Here is a 20671-nt window from a genome sequence, read left to right as displayed (position 1 = left end):
TTGAATCTGCAGAAGGTATGCCCACCTCTAGAGGTTCGGGCATTGATAGGGCAGATCGCAGGTCTTCTGCTGGCGGCGGGGACGCCCGCGGCGGCAGGGACGCCCGAGGCGGCGGGGACGCCCGCGGCGGACAGAGCAGCAGCGGTGGTAAGGCCGGCAGGGGCGGCCAGGCCGGCCGTGGTGCAGCCCAGCAGGATCGCGCCCAGCGGCCCGGCGGGTCCGAGCGTGGCTCAAAGCGGCTACGCCCGGCAGGAGAGAACCTGCAAAACTTCACGCCGAAAGTCTGGACTGCCGAAGACGCATCTGGCCGGAGCTTCCGAGATCTCGGCCTTGGTCAGAACCTCGTGCGCACACTTGGCGAGCTCGGCGCCGATTCGCCGTTCCCGATTCAGGTTGCGACGATTCCCGACACGATTGCAGGCCGCGATGTGCTTGGCCGGGCCGAAACTGGATCGGGTAAGACGATCGCATTCGGTGCGGCTCTTGTCGAACGGCTTCTTGTGCTCAAAGCAGAGGGCAAGCTTGGCGAGCCCGCGGCGAAGAAGCTCAAGCAGGCCAAGCGTGGCGAGCGTGTCTCACGAGGCTCGGCCGGTGCCACCCGGAAGCCGAAGGCGCTGATCCTCGCCCCCACGCGTGAACTTGCGTTGCAGATCGACCGCACGGTGCAGCCGCTCGCGCGCTCCGTCGGGTTCTACACGGCGCAGCTCGTCGGTGGAGTGCCGAGCGAGCCGCAGGTGCACGCCCTCGAGCGCGGCGTCGACATCGTCATCGGCACGCCGGGGCGCATCCGTGACCTCGTCGAGCGGCGCAAGCTTGACCTGCGCGAGGTGCAGATCTCGATCGTGGACGAGGCAGATCATCTCTGCGAGCTCGGGTTTCTCGAGGAGACACAGTGGACCCTGCGGCAGACCGAACGCGGTGGCCAACGGCTGCTCTTCTCGGCGACACTCGACCGCGACGTCGAAGAGCTCGTTGGCGAGTTTCTTGTCGACCCCGCGGCGCACGAGATCGCGCGAACGGTGTCGACGGTGCCGCACCGCGTGTACATGGTGATGCGCGAGGACAAGGATGCGGCGGTGCTTGAGTTCGCGAAGATCCCTGGGCGAGTGATGTTGTTCTCGCGGACCCGTGCGGCTGCAGAGCGCATCACGGAGGAGCTGCTCGCCGCGGGGGTGTCTGCGACATCGTTGCACGGCAACCTCAGCCAGGCCCGCCGGGAGATCAACCTGAAAGAGTTCTCAACGGGCAAGGCGCGCGTGCTCGTCGCGACTGATGTTGCGGCCCGAGGTATTCACATCGACGACGTGGACGCGGTCGTGCAGCTCGATCCTCCGCAGGAGGCGAAGACTTTTGTGCACAGGTCCGGTCGAACTGGCAGGGCAGGCCGTGGGGGCCAGGTGGTAACGCTTATCCCGCGGACATGGCAGAAGCGGACGCGGGAGATGCTCGACGAAGCGGGCATTGAGCCGCTCGTTTTCGAGGCGTACGAGCCTAAGAAGCGGCCAAAGTCGAGCGGACGCAAGTAGAGATACCGCACAGGGAACGTATTCCGGATTTGTAGGCTTGGTACAAGTCCAAACTTCGGCTTGTTGGGACTCGTTGTTGACTGCCCCGGAGCCGGTTGATGGTTTCTCGACGTCGACATAACCTGTCTCCATAATCAGGGCAGGCGGGCCCTCGGGCGACCTCAGTGGACGTTCGCTCCCGGCTGGCTCTGCCGTCAGGTCGAATTGGAGATATCGATGGCCGACAACGCCCCTCGCATCAACGTCCAGCAGGTGAGCGACGCGCTCCTCGGAAAGTGGAAGACCGAGCGCCTCGAAGCCAGGGAGCTCGTGCGCTCACGGCCGAGCCTGCACACGATTCCCGGGCAGCCGATGGATGAGCACCGGATCCGGGTGCTCAGCCAGCTCCATGAGCTTGTCGAGGCGGGAGCGATTCAGCGCGCCTTCCCGAAGTATCTTGGCGGCGGCGATAATCACGGTGGAAACGTCGCAGCGTTCCAGGAGCTCGTGCTCGCGGACCCCTCGATGCAGATCAAGGGTGGCGTGCAGTGGGGGCTGTTTGGCTCAGCGATCCTGCACCTCGGCAATCGCTCGCACCACGAGAAGTGGCTGCCCGACGTGATGAGTTTGAAGCTCCCCGGCGCCTTCGCGATGACCGAGATCGGGCACGGTTCGGATGTCGCCTCCATCGGCACGACTGCGACCTACGATCCGGAATCCGAGGAGTTCGAGATCCACACCCCATTCAAGGGCGCGTGGAAAGATTATCTCGGCAACGCGGCGCTTCACGGTCAGGCCGCCGTGGTTTTCGCGCAGCTCATCACGCGTGGCGTCAACCACGGCGTACACGCGTTCTTCGTTCCGATCCGCACACCTGACGGTAAGCTGCTGCCCGGTGTCGGCAGCGAAGACGACGGCGTGAAGGGTGGCCTGAACGGCATCGACAACGGCCGCCTGCACTTCACGAATGTCAGGATTCCGCGCGAGAACCTGCTCAACCGCTACGGTGATGTCACTGCTGACGGCACCTACTCTTCGCATATCGAGAGCCCCGGTCGGCGCTTCTTCACCATGATTGGCACGCTTGTGCAGGGCCGCGTCTCGCTCGACGGCTCGGCCGTGCGCGCGATGCAGGCGGCGCTTTCCATCGCGATCCGCTATGGCACGCAGCGCCGCCAGTTCCCTGGCGCATCGGGACGCGAGACGGTGCTCATGGACTACGGCCAGCACCAGCGGCGGCTGCTTCCGCGGCTTGCTGAGACCTACGCGATGGCGTTCGCGCACGAGCGGCTGCTCACCGTGTTCGATGAGGTGTTCTCTGGTGTGAAGGACACTGATGAGAACCGTGAGGATCTCGAGACCCTCGCCGCCGGGCTGAAATCGCTCTCGACGTGGGCCGCGCTCGACACGCTGCAGGAAGCGCGCGAGGCGTGCGGCGGCGCGGGCTTCATGGCCAAGAACCGTCTGACTGGTTTGCGCGCCGACCTCGACATTTACGTCACGTTCGAGGGCGACAACACTGTGCTACTGCAGCTCGTCGGCAAGCGCCTGCTCACTGACTACGCCGCGCAGTTCAAGGGCGGCGACAAGGCCGCGCTCGCCCGAGCTGCTGCGAGCCAGATCGGCGACCGCGTGAGCCGGTTCGGGCTCCGTCAGCTTGGCCAGAGCATCGTCGACTTCGGGCAGACTGCTCGCTCGGTCGAGAGCTTCCGCAGCGCGGAGTCGCAGCGAGAGCTGCTCACGGACCGCGTCGAGACGATGGTCGCCGAGGTCGCGAGCGCGCTGCGCGACGCAACGAAGGACGTGCCGAAGGCTGAGCGTGCCGCGCGCAGCGAAGACGCGTTCAATGCCCAGCAGCACAAGCTCATCGAGGCCGCTCGCGCCCATGCTGAACTGCTCCAGTGGGAGGCGTTCACCGAGGAAGTCGACAAGCTCAGCGATCCGGGCACGAAGCAGGTGATGACCTGGCTGCGCGACCTGTTCGGGCTCACGGTCATTGAGCGCAACATGACGTGGTACCTCGTGCACGGGCGCATGTCGGGCAAGCGCGCCGAGTCGGTCACTGCGTACATCGATAGGCTGCTTGGCCGTATCCGCGAGCACGCGCTCGACCTTGTGGACGCCTTCGGCCTTGACGACGCCCTACTGCGCGCGGAGATCGCGACTGGCATAGAGGAGGAGCGCCAGCAGGAGGCGCAGAACTACGTCGACGAGCAGCGGGCAGCCGGTCTCTGGCCTGTCCACGAGAAGGAGCTTCGCGCACAGGCGAAGGCTGCTGAGAAAGCAGCGGAGAAGGCCGCCGCGACGGCGAGCTGACTCCCGCACGACGCAGTACAGACAGCGCCCCGCAGCCGGTTTGGCTGCGGGGCGCTGTCGTATGGCTGGGGGCTACCTGATCTTTCGCCGGTAGATCAGGATCGCCGTGCCGTACGCGACCGCGAGGATGCCGACGAGCCAGGCGAGGGCGACCCAGAGCTCGCTCCCGACGGGATCGCCTGCGAACAGGTTGCGGATCGAATCGACGATTGCCGTGACTGGCTGGTGCTCGGCGAACCAGGCGACAGGTCCGGGCATGCTCGCTGTCGGGACGAAGGCGGAACTGATGAACGGCAGGAAGATGAGCGGGTAGCTGAACGCACTCGCGCCGTCGACAGTCTTCGCGGACAGGCCGGCGATGACCGCAACCCAGGTGAGCGCGAGCGTGAACAGGGTGAGAATCCCGATGACGGCGAGCCACGCGACAGGCGACGCGTTCGTGCGGAACCCGAGGAGGAGAGCCACCCCGATCACGAGCCCAATCGAAACGAGGTTGGCTGCGAGCGACGTGAATACGTGCGCCCACAGCACGCTCGACCGTGCGATTGGCATCGACTGGAACCGCTCGAAGATTCCGCCCTGCATGTCGAGGAACAGTCTGTAGGCGGTGTACGCAATCCCTGAGGCAATCGTGATGAGCAGAATGCCTGGCAACATGTAGTTGATGTACGAGTCGCTGGAGCCCGTGTTGATCGCGCCACCGAGCACGAAGACGAAGAGCAGCATGAGCGCCACGGGGGTGACCGCCGTCGTGATGATCGTGTCGGGGCTTCGGAGGATGTGCTTCAGCGAGCGCGCGGTGAGCGCGCCTGTATCCGTGAGCGCATGCGAGCTCATGGCCGTTCCTTTCCTCGGGTTGTTCCGGGCGTCCCGGGGGCCTCGCCTACAAGAGTGAGAAACACGTCCTCAAGGGAGGGCTGCTTCTCGACGTACTCGACTTTCGCGGCGGGCAGGAGGGCCTTGAGCTCGGTCAAGGTGCCGTTCTGGATGATCTTGCCCTCGTGCAGGATCGCGATCTGGTCGGCGAGATGCTCCGCCTCGTCGAGGTACTGAGTTGTCAACATCACCGTGGTGCCGCCTCGGGCGAGCTCTCGGATCGTCTGCCAGACTTCGATGCGCGATTGCGGGTCGAGGCCCGTGGTCGGCTCATCGAGGAAGATCACCTGCGGGTCGCCGATGAGGCTCATCGCGATGTCGAGTCTGCGTCGCATTCCGCCCGAGTAGGTCCCTGCCCTGCGGTCGCCCGCCTCTGTGAGCGCGAACCTGTCAAGCATCGTGTCGGCGATCTCGGTGGGGCGGTCGAGGTGGCGCAGCCGCGCGATGAGTGCGAGGTTCTCGCGGCCTGTGAGGGTCTCGTCGACCGCGGCGAACTGCCCGGTCAGACTGATCGCCCGGCGCACCTCAGCCGGCGCCCCGGCGACGCTGTGGCGCGCGACCATGGCGCTGCCCGCGTCGGCCGCGGTGAGCGTGGCGAGGATGCGAACGAGCGTCGTCTTCCCGGCACCGTTCGAGCCGAGCAGCGCGAAGATGCTGCCGGGCTTCACCTCGAAGTCGACGCCTCGGAGCACGGCGAGTTCGCCGAATGACTTTGTGACCCCCGCGACGCTGATGGCGGCCGCGTGCGTGACGGTCATGAGTCCTGACCTTCCTGTTGTTTCTTCTCGGCGGCATCGATCGCCTGCGTCAGCCGGTTGCGCTCGCGGTCGATCCACTGCTTGCCCGCGTAGGCCCTGGCGAACTCCTCCGCAAACTCGACTGGGTTGTCTCCGACGATCGCTCGGACCGGGGTGCCGTCGACCGCCGCCCGTTCCCAGAGGTCGACGTGATCGCCGATCATCGTGACGAGGGTGTCGCCGTCTTCTGCGGCGCCAGCGTAGGTGAGGTAGCGCTGTACTGCCTTCGCGGCCTCCCCGTATGGGGCGGGAAGCGCGTCGAGGCGCGCCATGTGCTCCCGGTACTGCTTCTTCTGTTCGAGCGAGCCTGTGAGCATTTCAATCCACTTTGCGGCCATGATTGTCTCCTTGAAAATGTGTTTGTGTGTGTTCGATGGTGGTGCCTGGCTAGGCCGGAGGGCGGAGCCGGGCGATGCGGTCGGCGAGGAAGTCCCAGGTCTGCCAGAACTCCGCGAGCTGTGCGCGTCCGGTCTCATTAATCGAATAGACCTTGCGGGGCGGCCCCTTCTCGGACGGAACCTTTGTAACGTCGACGAGCCCGCGCTGCTCGATGCGCACGAGCAGCGCGTACACCGTGCCCTCGGCGATGTCTTCGAACCCCTCGTCGCGCAGGCGCGTGGTGATCTCGTACCCGTACGCGGGGTCTGTGGCAAGAAACGCGAGAACGATCCCCTCGAGGGTGCCCTTGAGCATTTCGGTGAGTTGGTTTGCCAACCTTAACCTCCTCTACTTAGCGTAAATGACTACCGCTATAAAGTAACACTAAGTACCGCTACTTAGCAAGGCTGAGTACCAAGCCAGTGCTTGCGGGGCACCCTAGGCTGGGGGAATGACTGAATTGCGCACGCTGTACCCGCCCATTGAGCCATACGCTCACGGGATGCTTCCCGTCGGCGATGGACACGAGGTGTACTGGGAAGTCTGCGGGAACCCCGAGGGGAAGCCAGCCATCTTCCTGCACGGCGGACCAGGCGGCGTGCTCTCGGCGGACTACCGACGCTACTTCGACCCTGAGCGCTACCGCATCGTGCTCCTGCAGCAGCGGGGAAGCGGTCGCTCCACTCCGCACGTGAGCGCGCCTGACGCCGACATGTCGGCGATCACCACCTGGCACTTCGTCGCCGATATCGAGCGGCTGCGCGGCCACCTTGGTATCGACAAGTGGCTCGTGTTTGGCGGCTCCTGGGGCTCGACGCTCTCGCTCGCCTATGCGCAGGCGCATCCTGAGCGGGTTACCGAGCTCGTCGTGCGGGGTATCTTCACGCTGCGAAAGAGCGAGATCGACTGGTTCTATCAGGATGGCGCCTCACACCTCTTCCCCGACTTCTGGGAGGAATACCTTGCAGCGATCCCCGAGGAGGAGCGCGACGACCTTGTCGCAGCCTATCGCCGCAGGCTTACCGATCCTGACCCTGCAGTGCACGTGCCCGCCGGCGTCGCCTGGACGGTCTGGGAGAACGCGACCGTGCGCCTGCTCCCGGACGCCGAGGTCATCGCGGAAGCTCGCGCCGACGTCGCCGGCGCGGTCGCGTTCGCTCGTATTGAGAACCACTTCTTCTCGAACAACGGGTGGTTCGAAGACGGGCAGCTCATCGCGAACGCGGCCAAGCTTGCAGGCATCCCCGGCGCGATCGTGCAGGGGCGCTACGACGTCTGCACGCCGGCGCGCACCGCGTGGGATCTCCACCGCGCCTGGCCCGAGGCCTCGTTCGACATTGTCGCCGATGCGGGGCACGCCGCAAGCGAGCCTGGCATCGTCGATGCGCTCGTGCGCGCGACGGATCGCTTCGCAAAAAACCTGGAGTGAGCTGGGGCTTTTCGCTAAACTGGGGGCACTATGGCGAGTGATCTGCAGGGCGTACTTGACGAGGTGCACGAGGCCGTTCGGCCGGTCATGGGCGGCGGAAGCGTCGCCGACTATATCCCGCGACTCGCGGCAGTGAACCCCGACCAGTTCGGGATTGCCGTCATGACGACGGACGGCGAGCGATTCGCTGCAGGTGACGCCGCGGTCGACTTCTCGATCCAGAGTATTTCGAAGGTCTTCTCGCTTGCGCTCGTCATGGCTGCGGATGGCGATGAGATCTGGCAGCGCGTGAATCGCGAGCCTTCGGGCGCCGCGTTTAACTCGCTCGCGCAGCTCGAGTACAAGCGCGGCATCCCTCGGAACCCGTTCATGAACGCGGGCGCCCTCGTCGTCGCGGATCACCTGCTGGGCCTGACCCCCGGCGAGGATTCGCCCGTGCTCGAGTTTGTCAGGGCCGAGTCAGGAAACCCGGCCATCTCCGTCGACGCATTGACGGCCGCCTCCGAGCTCAGCCATTCAGACAGGAACTCGTCGATCGCGCACCTGCTGCGCAGCTTCGGGAATCTGACCAACGACGTCGATGCTGTGCTCGCACGCTACGTCGATCAGTGCGCGATCGCGATGACCTGCGAGGATCTCGCCGCGGCCGGTGCGTTCCTCGCCCGGCGCGGCGTGCGCGCTGACGGCTCTCGGCTGCTGAGCTCGAACCAGGCCCGGCGCGTGAACGCCGTGATGCTGACCTCAGGGTTTTACGACGCGGCTGGTGAGTTTGCCTACCGCGTTGGCCTGCCAGGGAAGTCTGGAGTCGGCGGCGGCATCCTCGCGATCGTCCCCGACGTGTGCTCAATCTGCGTGTGGGGGCCGGGCCTCGACGGTTCGGGGAACTCGCTGACTGGCATGACGGCGCTCGCCGAGCTCACGGCGCGCACCGACTGGTCGATCTTCTAGCTCAGCGTGGCGGCCGGCCTGGTGGGCGGGATCGCGGCGAGGAGCGATCGCGTGTACTCGTGCTGGGGTGCCCCATAGAGCTCCTCGCTTGGGCCAGCCTCGACGATCTCGCCACGGCGCATCACCATGACCTCGTGGCTCATCTCGTGCACGACGGCGAGGTCGTGTGCAATGAAGAGATAGGCCAAGCCGAGCTCGCGTTGGAGCTGCCCCAGGAGATCCATGACGTCGGCCTGGATCGAAACGTCAAGAGATGCGGTCGACTCGTCGAGGACCAGGAGCTCAGGCTCGCAGGCGAGCGCGCGCGCAATGCACACCCGCTGCCGCTGCCCGCCGGACATCTCGTGCGGGTAGCGCGACGCGAACGATGCAGGCAGGTTGACCTGTTCGAGGAGCTCGGTGACACGCGCCGCGCGGGCGCGCTTGCCCTCGCGCAGGCCGTGCACGATGAGCGGCTCGGAGATCGCCTCTGAGACCGTCGTTCGGGGGTTCAGTGCCGAAAACGGGTCTTGGAAGACCATGGCGAGCCGTCGTCGGATGCTGCGCAAATCTTTTCCGCGGGCGGTAAGGACATCGGCGCCTCCGAGGGAGACCGACCCGCTCTCGGGAGTTACCTGCCCGGTGAGCGCACCGGCAATCGTTGACTTGCCCGACCCTGACTCGCCGACGAGGCCGAGCGTGGTGCCGCGGGCGATCGTGAAGCTCACGTCGCGCACCGCGTGCACCCAGGTTGTGCCCGTCTTGGACTTCACCGGAAACTTGACGTTGAGGCCGGCAACCTCGAGCACGGGCTGTGCGTCGACAGGCGCTGGCTCGGGTGGCGGACTCGACAGCGAGGGGCGGCTCGCGAGCAGCCGCTTCGTGTAGTCGTGCTCGGGTCGGTGGAAAAGGTCGAGCACCGGCTGCTGCTCGACGGCGTCGCCCCGGTACAGCACGGTGACGTCGGTCGCGACCTGCCCGATCACCCCGAGGTCGTGGCTGATCCACACCACCGCCATGCCGCGCTCGCGCTGCATCTCCCGGATGAGGTCGATGATCTGCGCCTGCGTCGTGACGTCAAGCGCCGTCGTCGGCTCATCCGCGATGAGTAGCGAGGGGTCGCAGGCGAGCGCGATTGCGATCATCACGCGCTGGCGCTGCCCGCCGGAGAGCTGGTGTGGATACGCCTGCAGTTTGCGTTCTGGGTCGGGGAGTCCGACGGCTTCAAGTAGCTCGATCGCGCGGGTGCGTGCCGCGCGATGGCTGAGCCTGAGGTGCGCCTCTGGGCCCTCCGTGAGCTGCCGTTCGAGCGTGAGGAGCGGGTTGAGGGAGGTGCTTGGATCCTGGAACACGAACCCCACCTGCGGCCCGTGCACGCGCCTGAGCTGCGCCTTCGGGGCGGTGACAAGGTCGTCTCCGCGGAGCAGCGACCTCCCGGTCACCCGCTGGTGCGGGAGATCGAGCAGCCGGGTGGCGCTGAGGACGCTCAGTGATTTGCCGGAACCTGACTCGCCGACGATGCCGATGGTCTGGCCGTCGTGGACGTCGAACGAGATACCGTGCACGAGCTCGGTCCCGCCGATGGTGACGCGCAGGTCTTGGACGGAGAGTACCGGGGTGTTTGTCTGGCTCATCGGCGAGCACTCCTTGATTCGATAACGCTGCGCTGCTTGGGGTCGAGGACGTCGCGGAGGCCGTCGCCGACGAGGTTGCATGACAGTACGGTGAGAAAGATCGCGAGGCCGGGGAAGACAGCGAGCCACCATGCAGAACCGAGAAAGGACTGTGCCTCGAAGAGCATGCGGCCCCACGACGGCTGCGGCGGCTGTACGCCGAGGCCCAGGAACGAGAGTGCAGCCTCGGACAGGATCGCGAAGGCGAGCGAGAGTGAGGTCTGCACGATGATCGGACCCGAGATGTTCGGGAGGATATGTTTCGCGAGGATCCTGCCGGCTCCCGTTCCCATCGTCTGTGACGCGCGAACGAACGGCTCTGAGCGCACGCTCAGCGTGCTGGCGCGGGCGACGCGGGCGAAGATCGGCACGTAGACCACGCCGATCGCGATTGTTGCGGTGTTTGCGCCGGGGCCGAGCACGGCGACAATCGCGAGCGCGAGGATGAGCATCGGGAACGCGAACATCACGTCAACGATTCGCATGAGAACACCGTCGGCCCAGCCGCCCGCATAGCCTGAGAGGATGCCGAGGAGCACCCCAATGACGAGCGCGATCGCGACGCTCACGACCGCGACACGGAGCGACACCTGGGCGGCGATGACGACGCGCGAGAAGACGTCTCGCCCGAGGTCATCGGTTCCAAACCAGTGTTCGGCGCTCGGCGGCCTCAGCGCTCCGGCGATATCGGTCTCGTTCACGCCGTAGGGCGCCAGTGCCGGCCCGAGGATCGCCGCGGCGATCATTACGAGGAGCACGATGCTACCGACGAGGCTCACCGGGCTTCGGAGGAACAGTCGGAAGGCCGACGGGCGACGGCCATCAGCGAGTGCGGGCGCGGTCGCGATTGCGACGGTGTCTGGAGCGGTCATGACAGTCGGATCCTCGGGTCGATGAGGGCATACAGTGCGTCGACAATGAGGTTGACGACGAGGAAAGCGATGGCGATGAGCAGCACCGCTCCTTGCACGACTGGGTAGTCGCGGGAGGCGACGGAGTCGTAAACGAGCCGGCCGAGCCCGGGCCAGGCGAACACGACCTCGACGACGAGCACACCCCCGAGCATCGTTGCAAGCTGGATGCCGGTGATCGTGAGAATCGGGATGAAGGCGTTGCGGGCGATATGGACGCCAGTCACGACCGCGGGTCGCAGACCCTTCGAGCGTGCCGTGCGCACGTACGCCGCCTCCGCGACCTCGAGCACCGCGCCCCGAACATAGCGGGTCATGATCGAACCTGCGACGAGGCCAACTGTCAGCGCGGGAGTAAACACACGCCTGAGCCACTCGCCAGGATCCTCGCCGAACGCGACGTAGCCAGACGGCGGCAGCCAGCCAAGGATCGTCGAAAACAGCGTGATGAGCAGCATGCCCATCCAGAAGTCGGGAATCGAGACACCGAACTGGCTGAAGACTCGGACGATGCCGTCGCCAACGGTGCCTTCCTTCAGCGCCGAGAACGTTCCGGCGGGAATCGAGATGAGGAGCGCGATGAGCATCCCGACGCCGGCGAGTGACAGCGTTGCCGGGAGCCGCTCGAGCAGGATCTCGGTGACCGGCTGACCATTTCTGAAACTGACGCCGAGATCACCTGTGAGGGCGTGACCGACGTACGCGAAGAACTGCTCGATGAGCGGCCTATCGAGTCCCGAGGCGGCCCGAAGCGCGTCATACGATTCCTGCGTGTACCGGGTTCCGAGCGCGATTCGAACAGGGTCGCCCGGCACCAGGTGAATGAGCGTAAACACGAGCACGAGTACGCCGAGCAGCACGACGACTGTGTGGAGCAGCCGCTTCCCGAGGAAGCGCAGGGTCGCCGAGCCTGTGATTCGGCTCGTCAGCGTAGACGTCATTCGGCGAGGCTCACATCCTTGAATCGGACTGCCCTGTCGCTGCGCACTTCGTACCCCTCAACTGCGGGGAGCCAGGCCTGCACAACCGAGGGGTTGTAAAGGTAAATGTAGCTTGCCTCTTGGGCGATGAGTGTCGCCGCCTCGTCGTAGAGCTTCTTGCGGGCGTCGACGTTCGTCTCGGTCCGACCGGCATCGAGCAGCTCGTCTACCTTGGGGTTGCTGTACCCCTGTGCGTTACTCGCGCCCTTCGAGTGGTGCTGCGCGTAGTAGAAGTCGTCCGGGTCGATGTTGCCGAGCCAGGCCATCATGAGCATGTCGAAGTTGCCGCTGTTTTGCTCGTCGAGCCATGTTGCGAAGTCGGGCTGCCGGATCGAGACGTCGATTCCGAGTGGGGCGAGATTATCGGCGATGACCTGCGCGGCGGTGACGGTCTCTGGGTAGTCCGAGGAGGCGAGTAGGTCGAGGGTGAGTGACGACCCGTCGACTCCTGCCTCGGCGAGCAGCTTCTTGGACTCCTCGACGTTTGTGCTGAACTCGTCGAATTCGGTGTACCAGGCGCTCTGCTTGGGGATGGCGAGCTGGTTCGTCGCCGCGGTGCCGTAGCTGGTGACCTGGGCGATCGCGTCTCTGTCGATGGCGTAGGCGATTGCCTGGCGCACACGGACATCGCCGTACGGTTCGTGCTCTTCGTTCAGTGCGAGATACCAATAGTCGGTGCTCGGCTCAACTCCGATTTCAAGGGCAGAGTCGCCGCCAAGCTGCTCGATCTGCTGGGCGGGGATCGAGTCAGTCCAGTCAATCTCTCCGCTCTTCAACGCGGCGATGGCGGTGTTCCCTTCCGAGAGGAACGAGAACGTCACGCCGCCGATCTCGGGTGCCCCGTCCCAGTAGTCCGGGTTCGCGGCGAGTTTGATGCTATCGCCCTGGGTGTAGCTCGTGAGTGAGAACGGCCCGGTGCCGATCGGCTTCGTGGTGATGTCGCCGCTCTCGACGTTCTCCTGCTGCACAATCGCCATGCCCTTGAACCCGCCAAGGCTTGAGAGGAGGTTCGGGGTGGGCTGGGCAACTGTGATGACGACTGTGGCGTCATCGGGGGTCTCGATCCCTGTGATGGCGCTGAGGCGCCAAGCGTTTGCGAGCTCCTCGTCGATGATGCGGCTGAGCGAGTATGCGACGTCGGCTGAGGTGAACGGTGAGCCGTCGTGGAATGTCACACCCTCGCGGAGGTGGAAGGTCCACGTGAGCTGATCGTCGCTGAGGTCCCAGCTTTCGGCAAGCGCCGGCTGCATTTCGAGGTTCTCGTCGGGTTGCACGAGCGTGTCGAAGACGTTCTCGAGCACCTCGAACGAGAAGTAAGCGGTGGTCTTGTGTGGGTCGAGTTGGTCAGGTTCGCCCGCGATTGCCGCCGACAGCACGGATCCTGGCGTGCTGCCAGCGCTCCCACCGTCGAGGTCGACAGCGGTGCCTGTCGAGCAACCTGCGAGAACGAGGGCGCCCAGTAGGGCGACTCCTGGGAGTAGTGTGCGTGACTTCATCGGCACTGATCCTCTGCGTGAGTGGGCGGAATTATCATTTTTATGATGGAATCATCATTATTGCGATAGTCAACATCGAAAACGGGCTCGCGTCAACCTGAGAAAGCAGCGACATGACATTTACAATCCTGGCGAGTGATCCAACGAGGGGCCTCCTCGCCGCGGCAACGGCGAGTCGTTCGCTCGCGGTGGGTGCTGGCGTGCCGGCGGTGAGAGTCGGCATTGGCGCCGCAGCGAGCCAGGCATACACGAACCGCTCCCTTCGCTCACGACTGCTCGACGCGCTCGCCGCGGGGGACTCCCCGTCGAGCGCCGTCGCGCGAATCCCCGAGTGGGATGCAGGCGCTGCATGGCGACAGGCAGCGGTCGTGTCGGCGGACGGTGCCGCGGCGGTGCACACCGGCGAGGCCTGTACCGCGTGGGCGGGAAGTGAATCTGGTGCAGGCTTCGTCGTACTCGGCAATCTGCTTCCCGGGCCGGAGGTTGTCGAGGCAATGTGCGTCGCGTTTGAACGCTACCCGGAAGGCGCGACTGCGTCGGCGCTCGACGTTTCCGAGGGGGACCGCGCACTCGCGAACTTCTCGCGACGGGTGCTCGCGGCGCTCGCCGCAGGTGACGCCGCAGGGGGAGACCTTCGTGGCAGGCAATCGGCAGCGATCCTTGTCGGCGTCTCACCAGTACCTTCCGGGGCGACACCTACCGAGCAGTCCAGCCCGGGCAGAACCGCGACCTGGAATGCGGTGGAGGCGGACGACGAACCGCTCGCGATCGACCTACGCGCTGATGATCACGAGCGACCGATCGACGAGCTGGCGAGGCTGCTCGAGCTCGCCCTTGCCGAGCGCCGAGCGGCAGGCAGATGACTCGCAGGCCGGTGCTATTGCTCGAACGGGGTCACTGCACCGAGCACGACGCACGGCTCTGCGGTCGTGTTCGCCCACCAGTGCGGAACCGAGCATGGGTACGTCATGGCATCTCCCGGCTCGAGCACAACGCGTCGCTCACCATGAACAACCGTGAGCGTCCCGGACTCGACGACAACGCACTCTGTTCCGAGATGTCTGAACGCCTTGCCCTCGTTGGTAAAGCCCGGCGGCAGCGTGCTGCGAATGACCTGCAGCGACGATCGTCGGCCCGGTGTGAGCAACTCGCGAACGACGAGCTGGCTTTTGGGTTCACTCTCGAGCACCGGAAGCAGCGTGCGCTCGTTCGCGCGCACCACGAGGTCGTCGCGGTCTGCGCCCCCGTCAAGGAAGCGCGAGATCGGGATTCCGAGCGCCTCGGCCAGCCGCTTCAGCGCGAGAAACGACGGGTTGCCGAGGCCGCGTTCGAGCTGGCTGATCAGGCCGAAGCTCACTCCCGAGCGTTGGCTCAACGCATTCAGGCTCAATCCCTGCCGTTGGCGCTCGTCGCGCAGCTCGCGACCCAGTGCGGCGACCTCGGCGTTCGGGGCGTCTCGTTCCTTGCTCACACCCTCAGACTAATCTCCCAGCCGGGTCACTCCCACACCGGCGCCGTAGAAAGGTGACCGGACCATGAGTATTCAGCAGCGAGTGGGAGCGGCCTCTGGCTCCAGACATGTCACGGAAGTCGACGCGGTCGCCGAGCGCTGGCTCGACACTGAGGTCGCGCTCGATCCGGTGCTCGGAACGAAGCTCGGTCGATCAGAATCGGCGACGACCTTTGGAGATTACTCGCCTGAGGGGGCTGCGCATGCGGCAGCCGAGGCCCGGGCGGTGCTCATCGAACTTGACCGTGCGACCCCGCTCGATCGTACTGACGCCGTGACGGCGCGCGAGCTGCGCGATCGACTCGATATCCAAGTCGCGCGATACGAGGCAGGCCACGTGCTCCGAGACCTGACCGTGCTCGAGACGCCCGCACAACTCATTCGTCAGGCGTTCGACCTCATGCCACGGGCGACGGAGGATGACTGGACCGCGATCGCCACGCGGCTCGCTGCGGTGCCTGCGGCGCTGGCTGGGTATGTGCAGTCCCTAGAGCTCGGCGCGACCCACGGCAACGGCCCCGCCCGGCGGCAGGTGCTCGCCGTCGCGGCTCAGGCAGATCGGTTTGCGGCCGAGTACTTCCCAGGGTTTGGTGAGGCCGCCGCCCATGAAGCCCGCACCTGGCCGGCGGCGGGCCGCGCTTTGGCAACCGAGGTCGGTGCGGCAGCCGCTGGCGCCGCGCGCGCCTACGCGTCGTTCGCGAGGTACCTGCGGGAGCAGCTCGCGCCGAGGACACACTCACGCGATGCCGTTGGCCGCGACAACTACGCTCTTGCTGCCCGAGACTTCCTCGGCACCGAGATCGACGCCGACGAGTGCTACGAGTGGGCACTCGCCGAGATCCACCGGATAGCCGGTGAGCAACGATTGGTGGCCGCTGAGATCTCGCCGGGAGCGTCTCCGGCCCAGGCGATCGCTCTGCTCGACGAAGACCCCGGGAGAATCGTTCACGGGGAGGCCGCCTTGCAGCGGTGGCTGCAGGAGCGGAGCGACGAGGCTATTGAGGCTCTCGACGGCCCGGTCTTCGCGATCCCGAGCGAGCTCCGCAGGCTGGACTGCCGCATCGCTCCGACGCGGGAGGGCGGGATCTACTACACGGCACCCAGCGATGATTTTGGTCGGCCGGGCAGCATGTGGTGGACCGTGCCAGCAGGAGTGACTGAATTTCGAACCTGGCGCGAGCTTACAACGGTCTACCACGAGGGCGTGCCCGGACATCACCTGCAGCTCGGCGGCGCCGTCGCCCGCAGGGACACGTTGAACGCCTGGCGGCGCACCCGGGCGGGATCATCCGGTCACCTCGAGGGCTGGGCGCTCTATGCCGAGCGGCTCATGGTCGAGCTTGGGTTTCTTGAGGATCCCGGGGCCCGCCTCGGCATGCTCGATGCGCAACGGATGCGTGCCGCTCGGGTGGTCGTCGACATCGGCCTGCACCTTGGTAAGCGCGCACCAGACGGCGGCGTCTGGACGGCTGAGCGCGTGTACGAGTTCATGGCGAACAACGTGACGATGCGCCCCGAGGCGCTGCGGTTCGAGGTGCTCCGGTACCTCGGTTGGCCCGGCCAGGCGAGCTCCTACAAGCTGGGTGAACGGTTGTGGCTCGGACTGCGGGCGGAGGCAGAACGAGAGCCGGGATTCACGCTTGCATCGTTTCACGATCGAGCGCTCTCACTTGGCACGCTTGGTCTCGACGCCCTGCAGTGGGCGATGCGCCGCTGACGGGATAATATTCGAGCATGACATTCAACGAGAACGTTCGCATCGACACGAGTCAGGTGCAGAAGCGCAGCGGCAGCGGACGCCGAACCGGCCTGGCTGTCGGCGGTGGCGGCATTGGGCTCATGCTCGTGCTGTTTCTCGGGTCACAGCTGCTCGGAATTGATCTCACAGGCTTCGCGCCGGCGCTGAGCTCGGGCGGTGGCAGCTCGTCGAGCGAAGAGATCGTTGCGGTCGAGAACTGCAACACGGGTGCCGACGCGAACGCAAACGTTGAGTGCCGCATGACCGCGACGAGCGATTCTCTCAACCGCTACTGGAACACTCAGGTCGGCAACTATCGCAGTCCGCAGCCCGTCGCGCTCTTCAGCGGCCAGACCCAGTCGCAGTGTGGCACCGCGTCTGCCGCGACTGGTCCGTTCTACTGCCCGCCCGAGGAGCGAATCTACGTCGACACCGCCTTCTTTGACACCCTGCGCGCGGACTACGGCGCCTCGAGCGGGCCGCTTGCCGAGATGTATGTGCTCGCGCACGAATGGGGCCACCACATCTCGAACATCACCGGTTCGCTCAACCAGGCGGGCCGCGAATCCGGTGCGACGTCGGGCTCGGTGCGGCTTGAGCTGCAGGCCGACTGCTTCGCGGGTGCGTGGGTCGGGGCGGCTCAGACCGTCACCGACGACAGTGGCGTTCCGTTTTTGAAGCCCGTCACCCAGTCTGAAATCAACGATGCCCTGAGCGCTGCTGCCGCGGTTGGCGACGACCACATCATGCAGTCCTCGGGTATGCGCGTTGATCCCGAGCGGTTCACGCACGGCACCTCCGAGCAGCGTCAGCGTTGGTTTATGACCGGCTACGAGCAGGGGCCGACATCGTGTGGCACGTTCGACGTGCCAGCGAGCCAGCTCTAGCGCCTCGCTTCGCCCGCCTGTACGAGTCTGTTCATCGCGGTGCGCAGTGCCGTCACTGTAACTTGCACTGAGCGGCGGTGCAGTGTCTCCGGGCGTGTCAGCATGTCGATTGCGCGGGTCGCGTTGACGCCGGCGAGCGGTCGGAGCACCAGCCCTGCAAGGGCTGAGCCGACGGTGTAGCGCGGCACCATGCCGATAGCATCGCCCGTGGCGACAATTGCGGCGACTGAGCCGTAGTCGTTGATACGGTGCACGACCTTGACTGATTGGTCTGCGACGGCAGCGATGGCTCCGAGCAGGTCGTCAGGGGAGTAGCCCGCGCGGCTTGTGACCCAGGCCTCGCCAGCGACGTCGGCTGGAGTGAGCTGCTCACGGTCGGCGAGTGGGTGCCCCTCTGGGAGCGCAATGTCGAGGGGCTCCTGCGCGAGCCGGATGACCTTGAGCCCGGTTTCGGGCCACGGCGGGCTGTGCTCAAGGCGGTGCGCGATCACCAGATCGTAGCTTGCGGTAAGCAGCGGAAACTCCTCCTGCGCCACATCCTCGTCAGACAGCCTGAGATCGGGGGCGGCGGCGATGTCCCGCAGCTCGCTCAGCAGTCCGCCGAAGATTGCCTGCGACGCGCTGTGGAAGCCACTGACTGTGACGACTCCCGAGGGCTCTTGTTCAAAGGCCTCGACTGCGCCCGCCGCGGCTGCCATCGCCTCGATGACGCCGGTGCCGGCTCGGGCGAGCGCGTAGCCGGCCTCGGTGAGCACGAGGGTGCGTCCGTCCCGGCGGGTGAGTGGGGCCCTGAAGCCGCGCTGGAGTGCGCTGAGCTGTTGCGAGACCGCGGAGGGGGTCACACGCAGGCTGTCGGCGACCGCAGTGACGCTGCCGAGGGTGCCGAGTTCGCGCAGAATCTCGAGTTGGTAGATCTCCACAGCGCCTCCTTGATTTAGCTCTAGCTTAATCAAATCTGAAGAAAGACAATCTTGTTCTGAACTGTGTTCCATGGCGAAATAGCTGTATGCGAGCACTCATGAAACCGGAGGCGGGGCCAGGCCTCGTTCTGAGCGAGGTCCCTGATCCTGTGTGTGGCCCTGACGATGTCGTCATCCGCGTCTTGCGAACCGGCATCTGCGGTACCGATTTGCACATCCTTGAATGGGACGCGTGGGCGGCGAACAACATCGCAGCCCCGCTCATCCCAGGCCACGAGTTCTATGGCGAGGTCGTCGAGATCGGTGCGGGAGTGTGCGACGTGCGCGTCGGTGACCGTGTGTCAGGCGAGGGGCACATCGTCTGCGGCACGTGCCGCAACTGTCGGGCTGGCCGCCGCCAGATGTGCATCCGAACGAAGGGGCTCGGCCTGCACCGCGACGGTGCGTTCGCCGAGTACCTGTCGTTGCCAGCAAGCAACGTCTGGGTGCACTCGGACACAATCTCGCCTGAGCTCGGCGCGATCTTTGACCCGCTCGGAAACGCGGTGCACACGGCGCTCGCGTTCCCGCTCGTTGGCGAGGACGTGCTTGTGAGCGGCTGCGGCCCGATCGGGCTCATGTCGGTCGCCGTCGCAAGGCACGTTGGCGCGCGCTACGTCGTCGCGACCGACATCAGCGACGCCCGCCTCGAGCTCGCGCGTGGCCTTGGCGCCCACGCGACAGTCAACGTCGCGACCGAGTCGATTCGTGACGCGCAGACGCAGCTTGGCATGCGTGAGGGCTTCGACATCGGGTTCGAGATGAGTGGCGCGAGCCCGGCGCTTCCAGGCATGCTCGAGAACATGAACCACGGCGGCAGGATCGCGATGCTGGGGCTGCCAACTGCCGAGTTCGCCATCGACTGGGCCAAGGTGGTGACCCACATGATCACGCTGAAGGGCATCTACGGGCGCGAGATGTTTGAGACGTGGAACGCAATGGCCGCGATGCTTGAGACGAGCGAGCAGCTGCGGGCGCGCATCACGTCGGTGATTGCCGACACGATCCCCGCGCGCGATTGGGAGCGTGGCTTTGCGGCCGCAGGCTCGGCGACAACCGGAAAAATCATCCTCGACTGGACGGAACTGTAATGTACGGAGCATTCAAAGCACACCTCGCGACAGAGCTCACCGAGATCGAGGACGCAGGCCTGTTCAAGCGCGAGCGCGGGATAGCGGGGCCCCAGGGTCCCGAGATCACCGTCGGCGACACCCAGGTGCTGAACTTCTGTGCGAACAACTACCTCGGTCTTGCCGACCATCCGAGCATCGTCGCCGCGGCGCACACCGCGCTTGACGAGTGGGGATACGGCCTGGCGAGCGTGCGGTTCATCTGTGGGACGCAGGATCAGCACCTTGAGCTTGAGACGCGGCTCTCGACGTTTCTCGGGACCCAAGAGACGATCCTCTTCGCATCGTGCTTCGACGCGAACGGCGGCGTGTTCGAGACCCTGTTTGGTGCGGAGGACGCGATCATCTCGGATGCGCTCAACCACGCGTCGCTGATTGATGGCATCAGGCTATCCAAGGCCCGCCGCTACCGGTACGCGAACTGCGACATGGCAGAGCTTGAGGCGCGCCTGCAAGAGGCTGCGGATGCCCGGTTCCGAGTGATCGTGACTGACGGCGTGTTCTCGATGGACGGTTTTGTCGCGCCGCTCGAGGCGATCTGCGACCTCGCCGACAAGTATGACGCGCTCGTGCTCGTAGACGACTCCCACGCCGTCGGCTTTATGGGGGAGACTGGCGCAGGCACCCCCGAGCTCTGTGGAGTTGCCGACCGCGTCGACATCGTCACCGGCACGCTCGGCAAGGCCCTCGGCGGGGCCTCTGGCGGCTACGTGTCGGGGCACAGCGAGATCGTCCAGCTGCTGCGCCAGCGCGCGAGGCCGTACCTCTTCTCGAACACCCTCGCTCCAGCGATTGTCGCTGGATCGCTCGCCGCGCTCGATCTCGTCGAGGGGGCCGGTGACGCGCGGGTGCGGCTCCAGCACAACGCTGAGCTCTTCCGGGCGCTGATGACGGAAGCGGGCTTTGAGCTGCTCCCCGGCAACCATCCGATCGTGCCTGTCATGTTCGGGGATGCTGCGGTGACCGCCCAGATCGCGGCTGAGCTGCAGCGTCGAGGGGTGTTTGTGACTGCCTTCAGCTTCCCCGTGGTCCCCAGGGGCGAGGCACGGATCCGCGTGCAACTCTCTGCGGCCCACACCGAGTCGCAGATCAAGGCCTGCGTGACCGCGTTCATCGATGCGGCACGCGCGGTGCAACCGGGCGAGTGATCTGGCCAGGA

The 20671-nt window shown here is 65.6% G+C and carries 19 protein-coding genes; 9 read left to right on the top strand and 10 right to left on the bottom strand.

Annotated elements, in window-relative coordinates; genetic code table 11:
* The first annotated feature begins 17 nt into the window (after nucleotides 1–17).
* Both ACF07D_RS04455 and ACF07D_RS04450 read left to right on the top strand, forming a co-directional pair.
* On the top strand, nucleotides 18–1526 hold the full coding sequence (locus ACF07D_RS04455; protein WP_391504039.1) for a DEAD/DEAH box helicase: 1509 nt from the start codon (nucleotides 18–20) through the stop codon (nucleotides 1524–1526).
* A gap of 216 nt (nucleotides 1527–1742) precedes the next feature.
* On the top strand, nucleotides 1743–3821 hold the full coding sequence (locus tag ACF07D_RS04450; protein WP_255808387.1) for an acyl-CoA dehydrogenase: 2079 nt from the start codon (nucleotides 1743–1745) through the stop codon (nucleotides 3819–3821).
* Between the two features lie 72 nt (nucleotides 3822–3893).
* Here ACF07D_RS04450 and ACF07D_RS04445 read toward each other — a convergent pair whose 3' ends face one another.
* Genes ACF07D_RS04445 through ACF07D_RS04430 form a run of 4 tightly spaced genes read right to left on the bottom strand, consistent with a single transcriptional unit; the run spans nucleotide 3894 to nucleotide 6208 of the window.
* Nucleotides 3894–4658 (bottom strand): ABC transporter permease, encoded by a 765-nt coding sequence (locus ACF07D_RS04445; RefSeq protein ID WP_391504038.1) that lies wholly within the window; start codon nucleotides 4656–4658, stop codon nucleotides 3894–3896.
* On the bottom strand, nucleotides 4655–5455 hold the full coding sequence (locus ACF07D_RS04440; protein WP_391504037.1) for an ABC transporter ATP-binding protein: 801 nt from the start codon (nucleotides 5453–5455) through the stop codon (nucleotides 4655–4657). The genes ACF07D_RS04445 and ACF07D_RS04440 overlap by 4 nt, the downstream gene beginning before the upstream one ends.
* Nucleotides 5452–5832 (bottom strand): DUF1048 domain-containing protein, encoded by a 381-nt coding sequence (locus ACF07D_RS04435; RefSeq protein WP_119284985.1) that lies wholly within the window; start codon nucleotides 5830–5832, stop codon nucleotides 5452–5454. Before ACF07D_RS04435 ends, ACF07D_RS04440 begins: the two co-directional genes overlap by 4 nt.
* A gap of 49 nt (nucleotides 5833–5881) precedes the next feature.
* Nucleotides 5882–6208 carry a PadR family transcriptional regulator gene (locus tag ACF07D_RS04430; protein ID WP_391504036.1) on the bottom strand — a complete coding sequence of 109 codons (327 nt, stop codon included), beginning with the start codon at nucleotides 6206–6208 and terminating at the stop codon, nucleotides 5882–5884.
* 115 nt (nucleotides 6209–6323) lie between these two features.
* Here ACF07D_RS04430 and pip point away from each other — a divergent pair, with 115 nt between their 5' ends.
* Nucleotides 6324–7301: a prolyl aminopeptidase gene (gene pip / locus ACF07D_RS04425; protein WP_391504035.1), complete on the top strand. Its 978-nt coding sequence runs from the start codon at nucleotides 6324–6326 to the stop codon at nucleotides 7299–7301.
* 30 nt (nucleotides 7302–7331) lie between these two features.
* Entirely contained in the window at nucleotides 7332–8249 is a 918-nt protein-coding gene (locus ACF07D_RS04420; RefSeq protein WP_119284983.1) for a glutaminase, read from the top strand.
* On the opposite strand, the gene ACF07D_RS04415 is transcribed toward ACF07D_RS04420, so the two are convergent.
* From ACF07D_RS04415 to ACF07D_RS04400, 4 genes are read right to left on the bottom strand one after another with little or no spacing between them, the layout of a single operon-like run.
* Nucleotides 8246–9862: an ABC transporter ATP-binding protein gene (locus ACF07D_RS04415; protein ID WP_391504034.1), complete on the bottom strand. Its 1617-nt coding sequence runs from the start codon at nucleotides 9860–9862 to the stop codon at nucleotides 8246–8248. The two genes, ACF07D_RS04420 and ACF07D_RS04415, sit on opposite strands and share 4 nt — an antisense overlap.
* A complete protein-coding gene (locus ACF07D_RS04410; RefSeq protein ID WP_391504033.1) occupies nucleotides 9859–10773 on the bottom strand; it encodes an ABC transporter permease in 915 nt (304 codons plus the stop codon). The genes ACF07D_RS04415 and ACF07D_RS04410 overlap by 4 nt, the downstream gene beginning before the upstream one ends.
* The gene (locus tag ACF07D_RS04405) at nucleotides 10770–11753 is read right to left on the bottom strand and encodes an ABC transporter permease (RefSeq protein ID WP_391504032.1); all 984 of its coding nucleotides are present in this window, start codon (nucleotides 11751–11753) and stop codon (nucleotides 10770–10772) included. Before ACF07D_RS04405 ends, ACF07D_RS04410 begins: the two co-directional genes overlap by 4 nt.
* On the bottom strand, nucleotides 11750–13288 hold the full coding sequence (locus ACF07D_RS04400; RefSeq protein WP_255808380.1) for an ABC transporter substrate-binding protein: 1539 nt from the start codon (nucleotides 13286–13288) through the stop codon (nucleotides 11750–11752). The genes ACF07D_RS04405 and ACF07D_RS04400 overlap by 4 nt, the downstream gene beginning before the upstream one ends.
* Before the next feature lie 113 nt (nucleotides 13289–13401).
* On the opposite strand from ACF07D_RS04400, the gene ACF07D_RS04395 reads away from it, so the two are divergent.
* A complete protein-coding gene (locus ACF07D_RS04395; RefSeq protein WP_391504031.1) occupies nucleotides 13402–14151 on the top strand; it encodes a DUF1028 domain-containing protein in 750 nt (249 codons plus the stop codon).
* Between the two features lie 14 nt (nucleotides 14152–14165).
* On the opposite strand, the gene ACF07D_RS04390 is transcribed toward ACF07D_RS04395, so the two are convergent.
* Nucleotides 14166–14759 carry a helix-turn-helix domain-containing protein gene (locus ACF07D_RS04390; RefSeq protein WP_391504030.1) on the bottom strand — a complete coding sequence of 198 codons (594 nt, stop codon included), beginning with the start codon at nucleotides 14757–14759 and terminating at the stop codon, nucleotides 14166–14168.
* A gap of 64 nt (nucleotides 14760–14823) precedes the next feature.
* Here ACF07D_RS04390 and ACF07D_RS04385 point away from each other — a divergent pair, with 64 nt between their 5' ends.
* Entirely contained in the window at nucleotides 14824–16515 is a 1692-nt protein-coding gene (locus ACF07D_RS04385) for a DUF885 domain-containing protein (protein WP_391504029.1), read from the top strand.
* Between the two features lie 17 nt (nucleotides 16516–16532).
* Nucleotides 16533–17423: a neutral zinc metallopeptidase gene (locus ACF07D_RS04380; RefSeq protein WP_255808377.1), complete on the top strand. Its 891-nt coding sequence runs from the start codon at nucleotides 16533–16535 to the stop codon at nucleotides 17421–17423.
* Here ACF07D_RS04380 and ACF07D_RS04375 read toward each other — a convergent pair.
* Entirely contained in the window at nucleotides 17420–18343 is a 924-nt protein-coding gene (locus ACF07D_RS04375; RefSeq protein ID WP_119284974.1) for a LysR family transcriptional regulator, read from the bottom strand. The genes ACF07D_RS04380 and ACF07D_RS04375 overlap by 4 nt on opposite strands.
* An 86-nt stretch (nucleotides 18344–18429) precedes the next feature.
* On the opposite strand from ACF07D_RS04375, the gene tdh reads away from it, so the two are divergent.
* Both tdh and ACF07D_RS04365 read left to right on the top strand, forming a co-directional pair.
* Nucleotides 18430–19473, top strand: a complete 1044-nt coding sequence (tdh, locus tag ACF07D_RS04370; RefSeq protein WP_391504028.1) for an L-threonine 3-dehydrogenase — start codon at nucleotides 18430–18432, stop codon at nucleotides 19471–19473.
* The gene (locus tag ACF07D_RS04365) at nucleotides 19473–20660 is read left to right on the top strand and encodes a glycine C-acetyltransferase (protein ID WP_391504027.1); all 1188 of its coding nucleotides are present in this window, start codon (nucleotides 19473–19475) and stop codon (nucleotides 20658–20660) included. Before tdh ends, ACF07D_RS04365 begins: the two co-directional genes overlap by 1 nt.
* The last annotated feature ends 11 nt before the right edge of the window (nucleotides 20661–20671 follow it).

The organism is Leucobacter sp. NPDC015123, from assembly GCF_043080205.1.
Taxonomy (GTDB): Bacteria; Actinomycetota; Actinomycetes; order Actinomycetales; family Microbacteriaceae; genus Leucobacter; species Leucobacter aridicollis_A.
The sequence above is the reverse complement of the archived record's forward strand: the minus strand, read 5'-3'. Positions and strand labels throughout refer to the sequence as shown.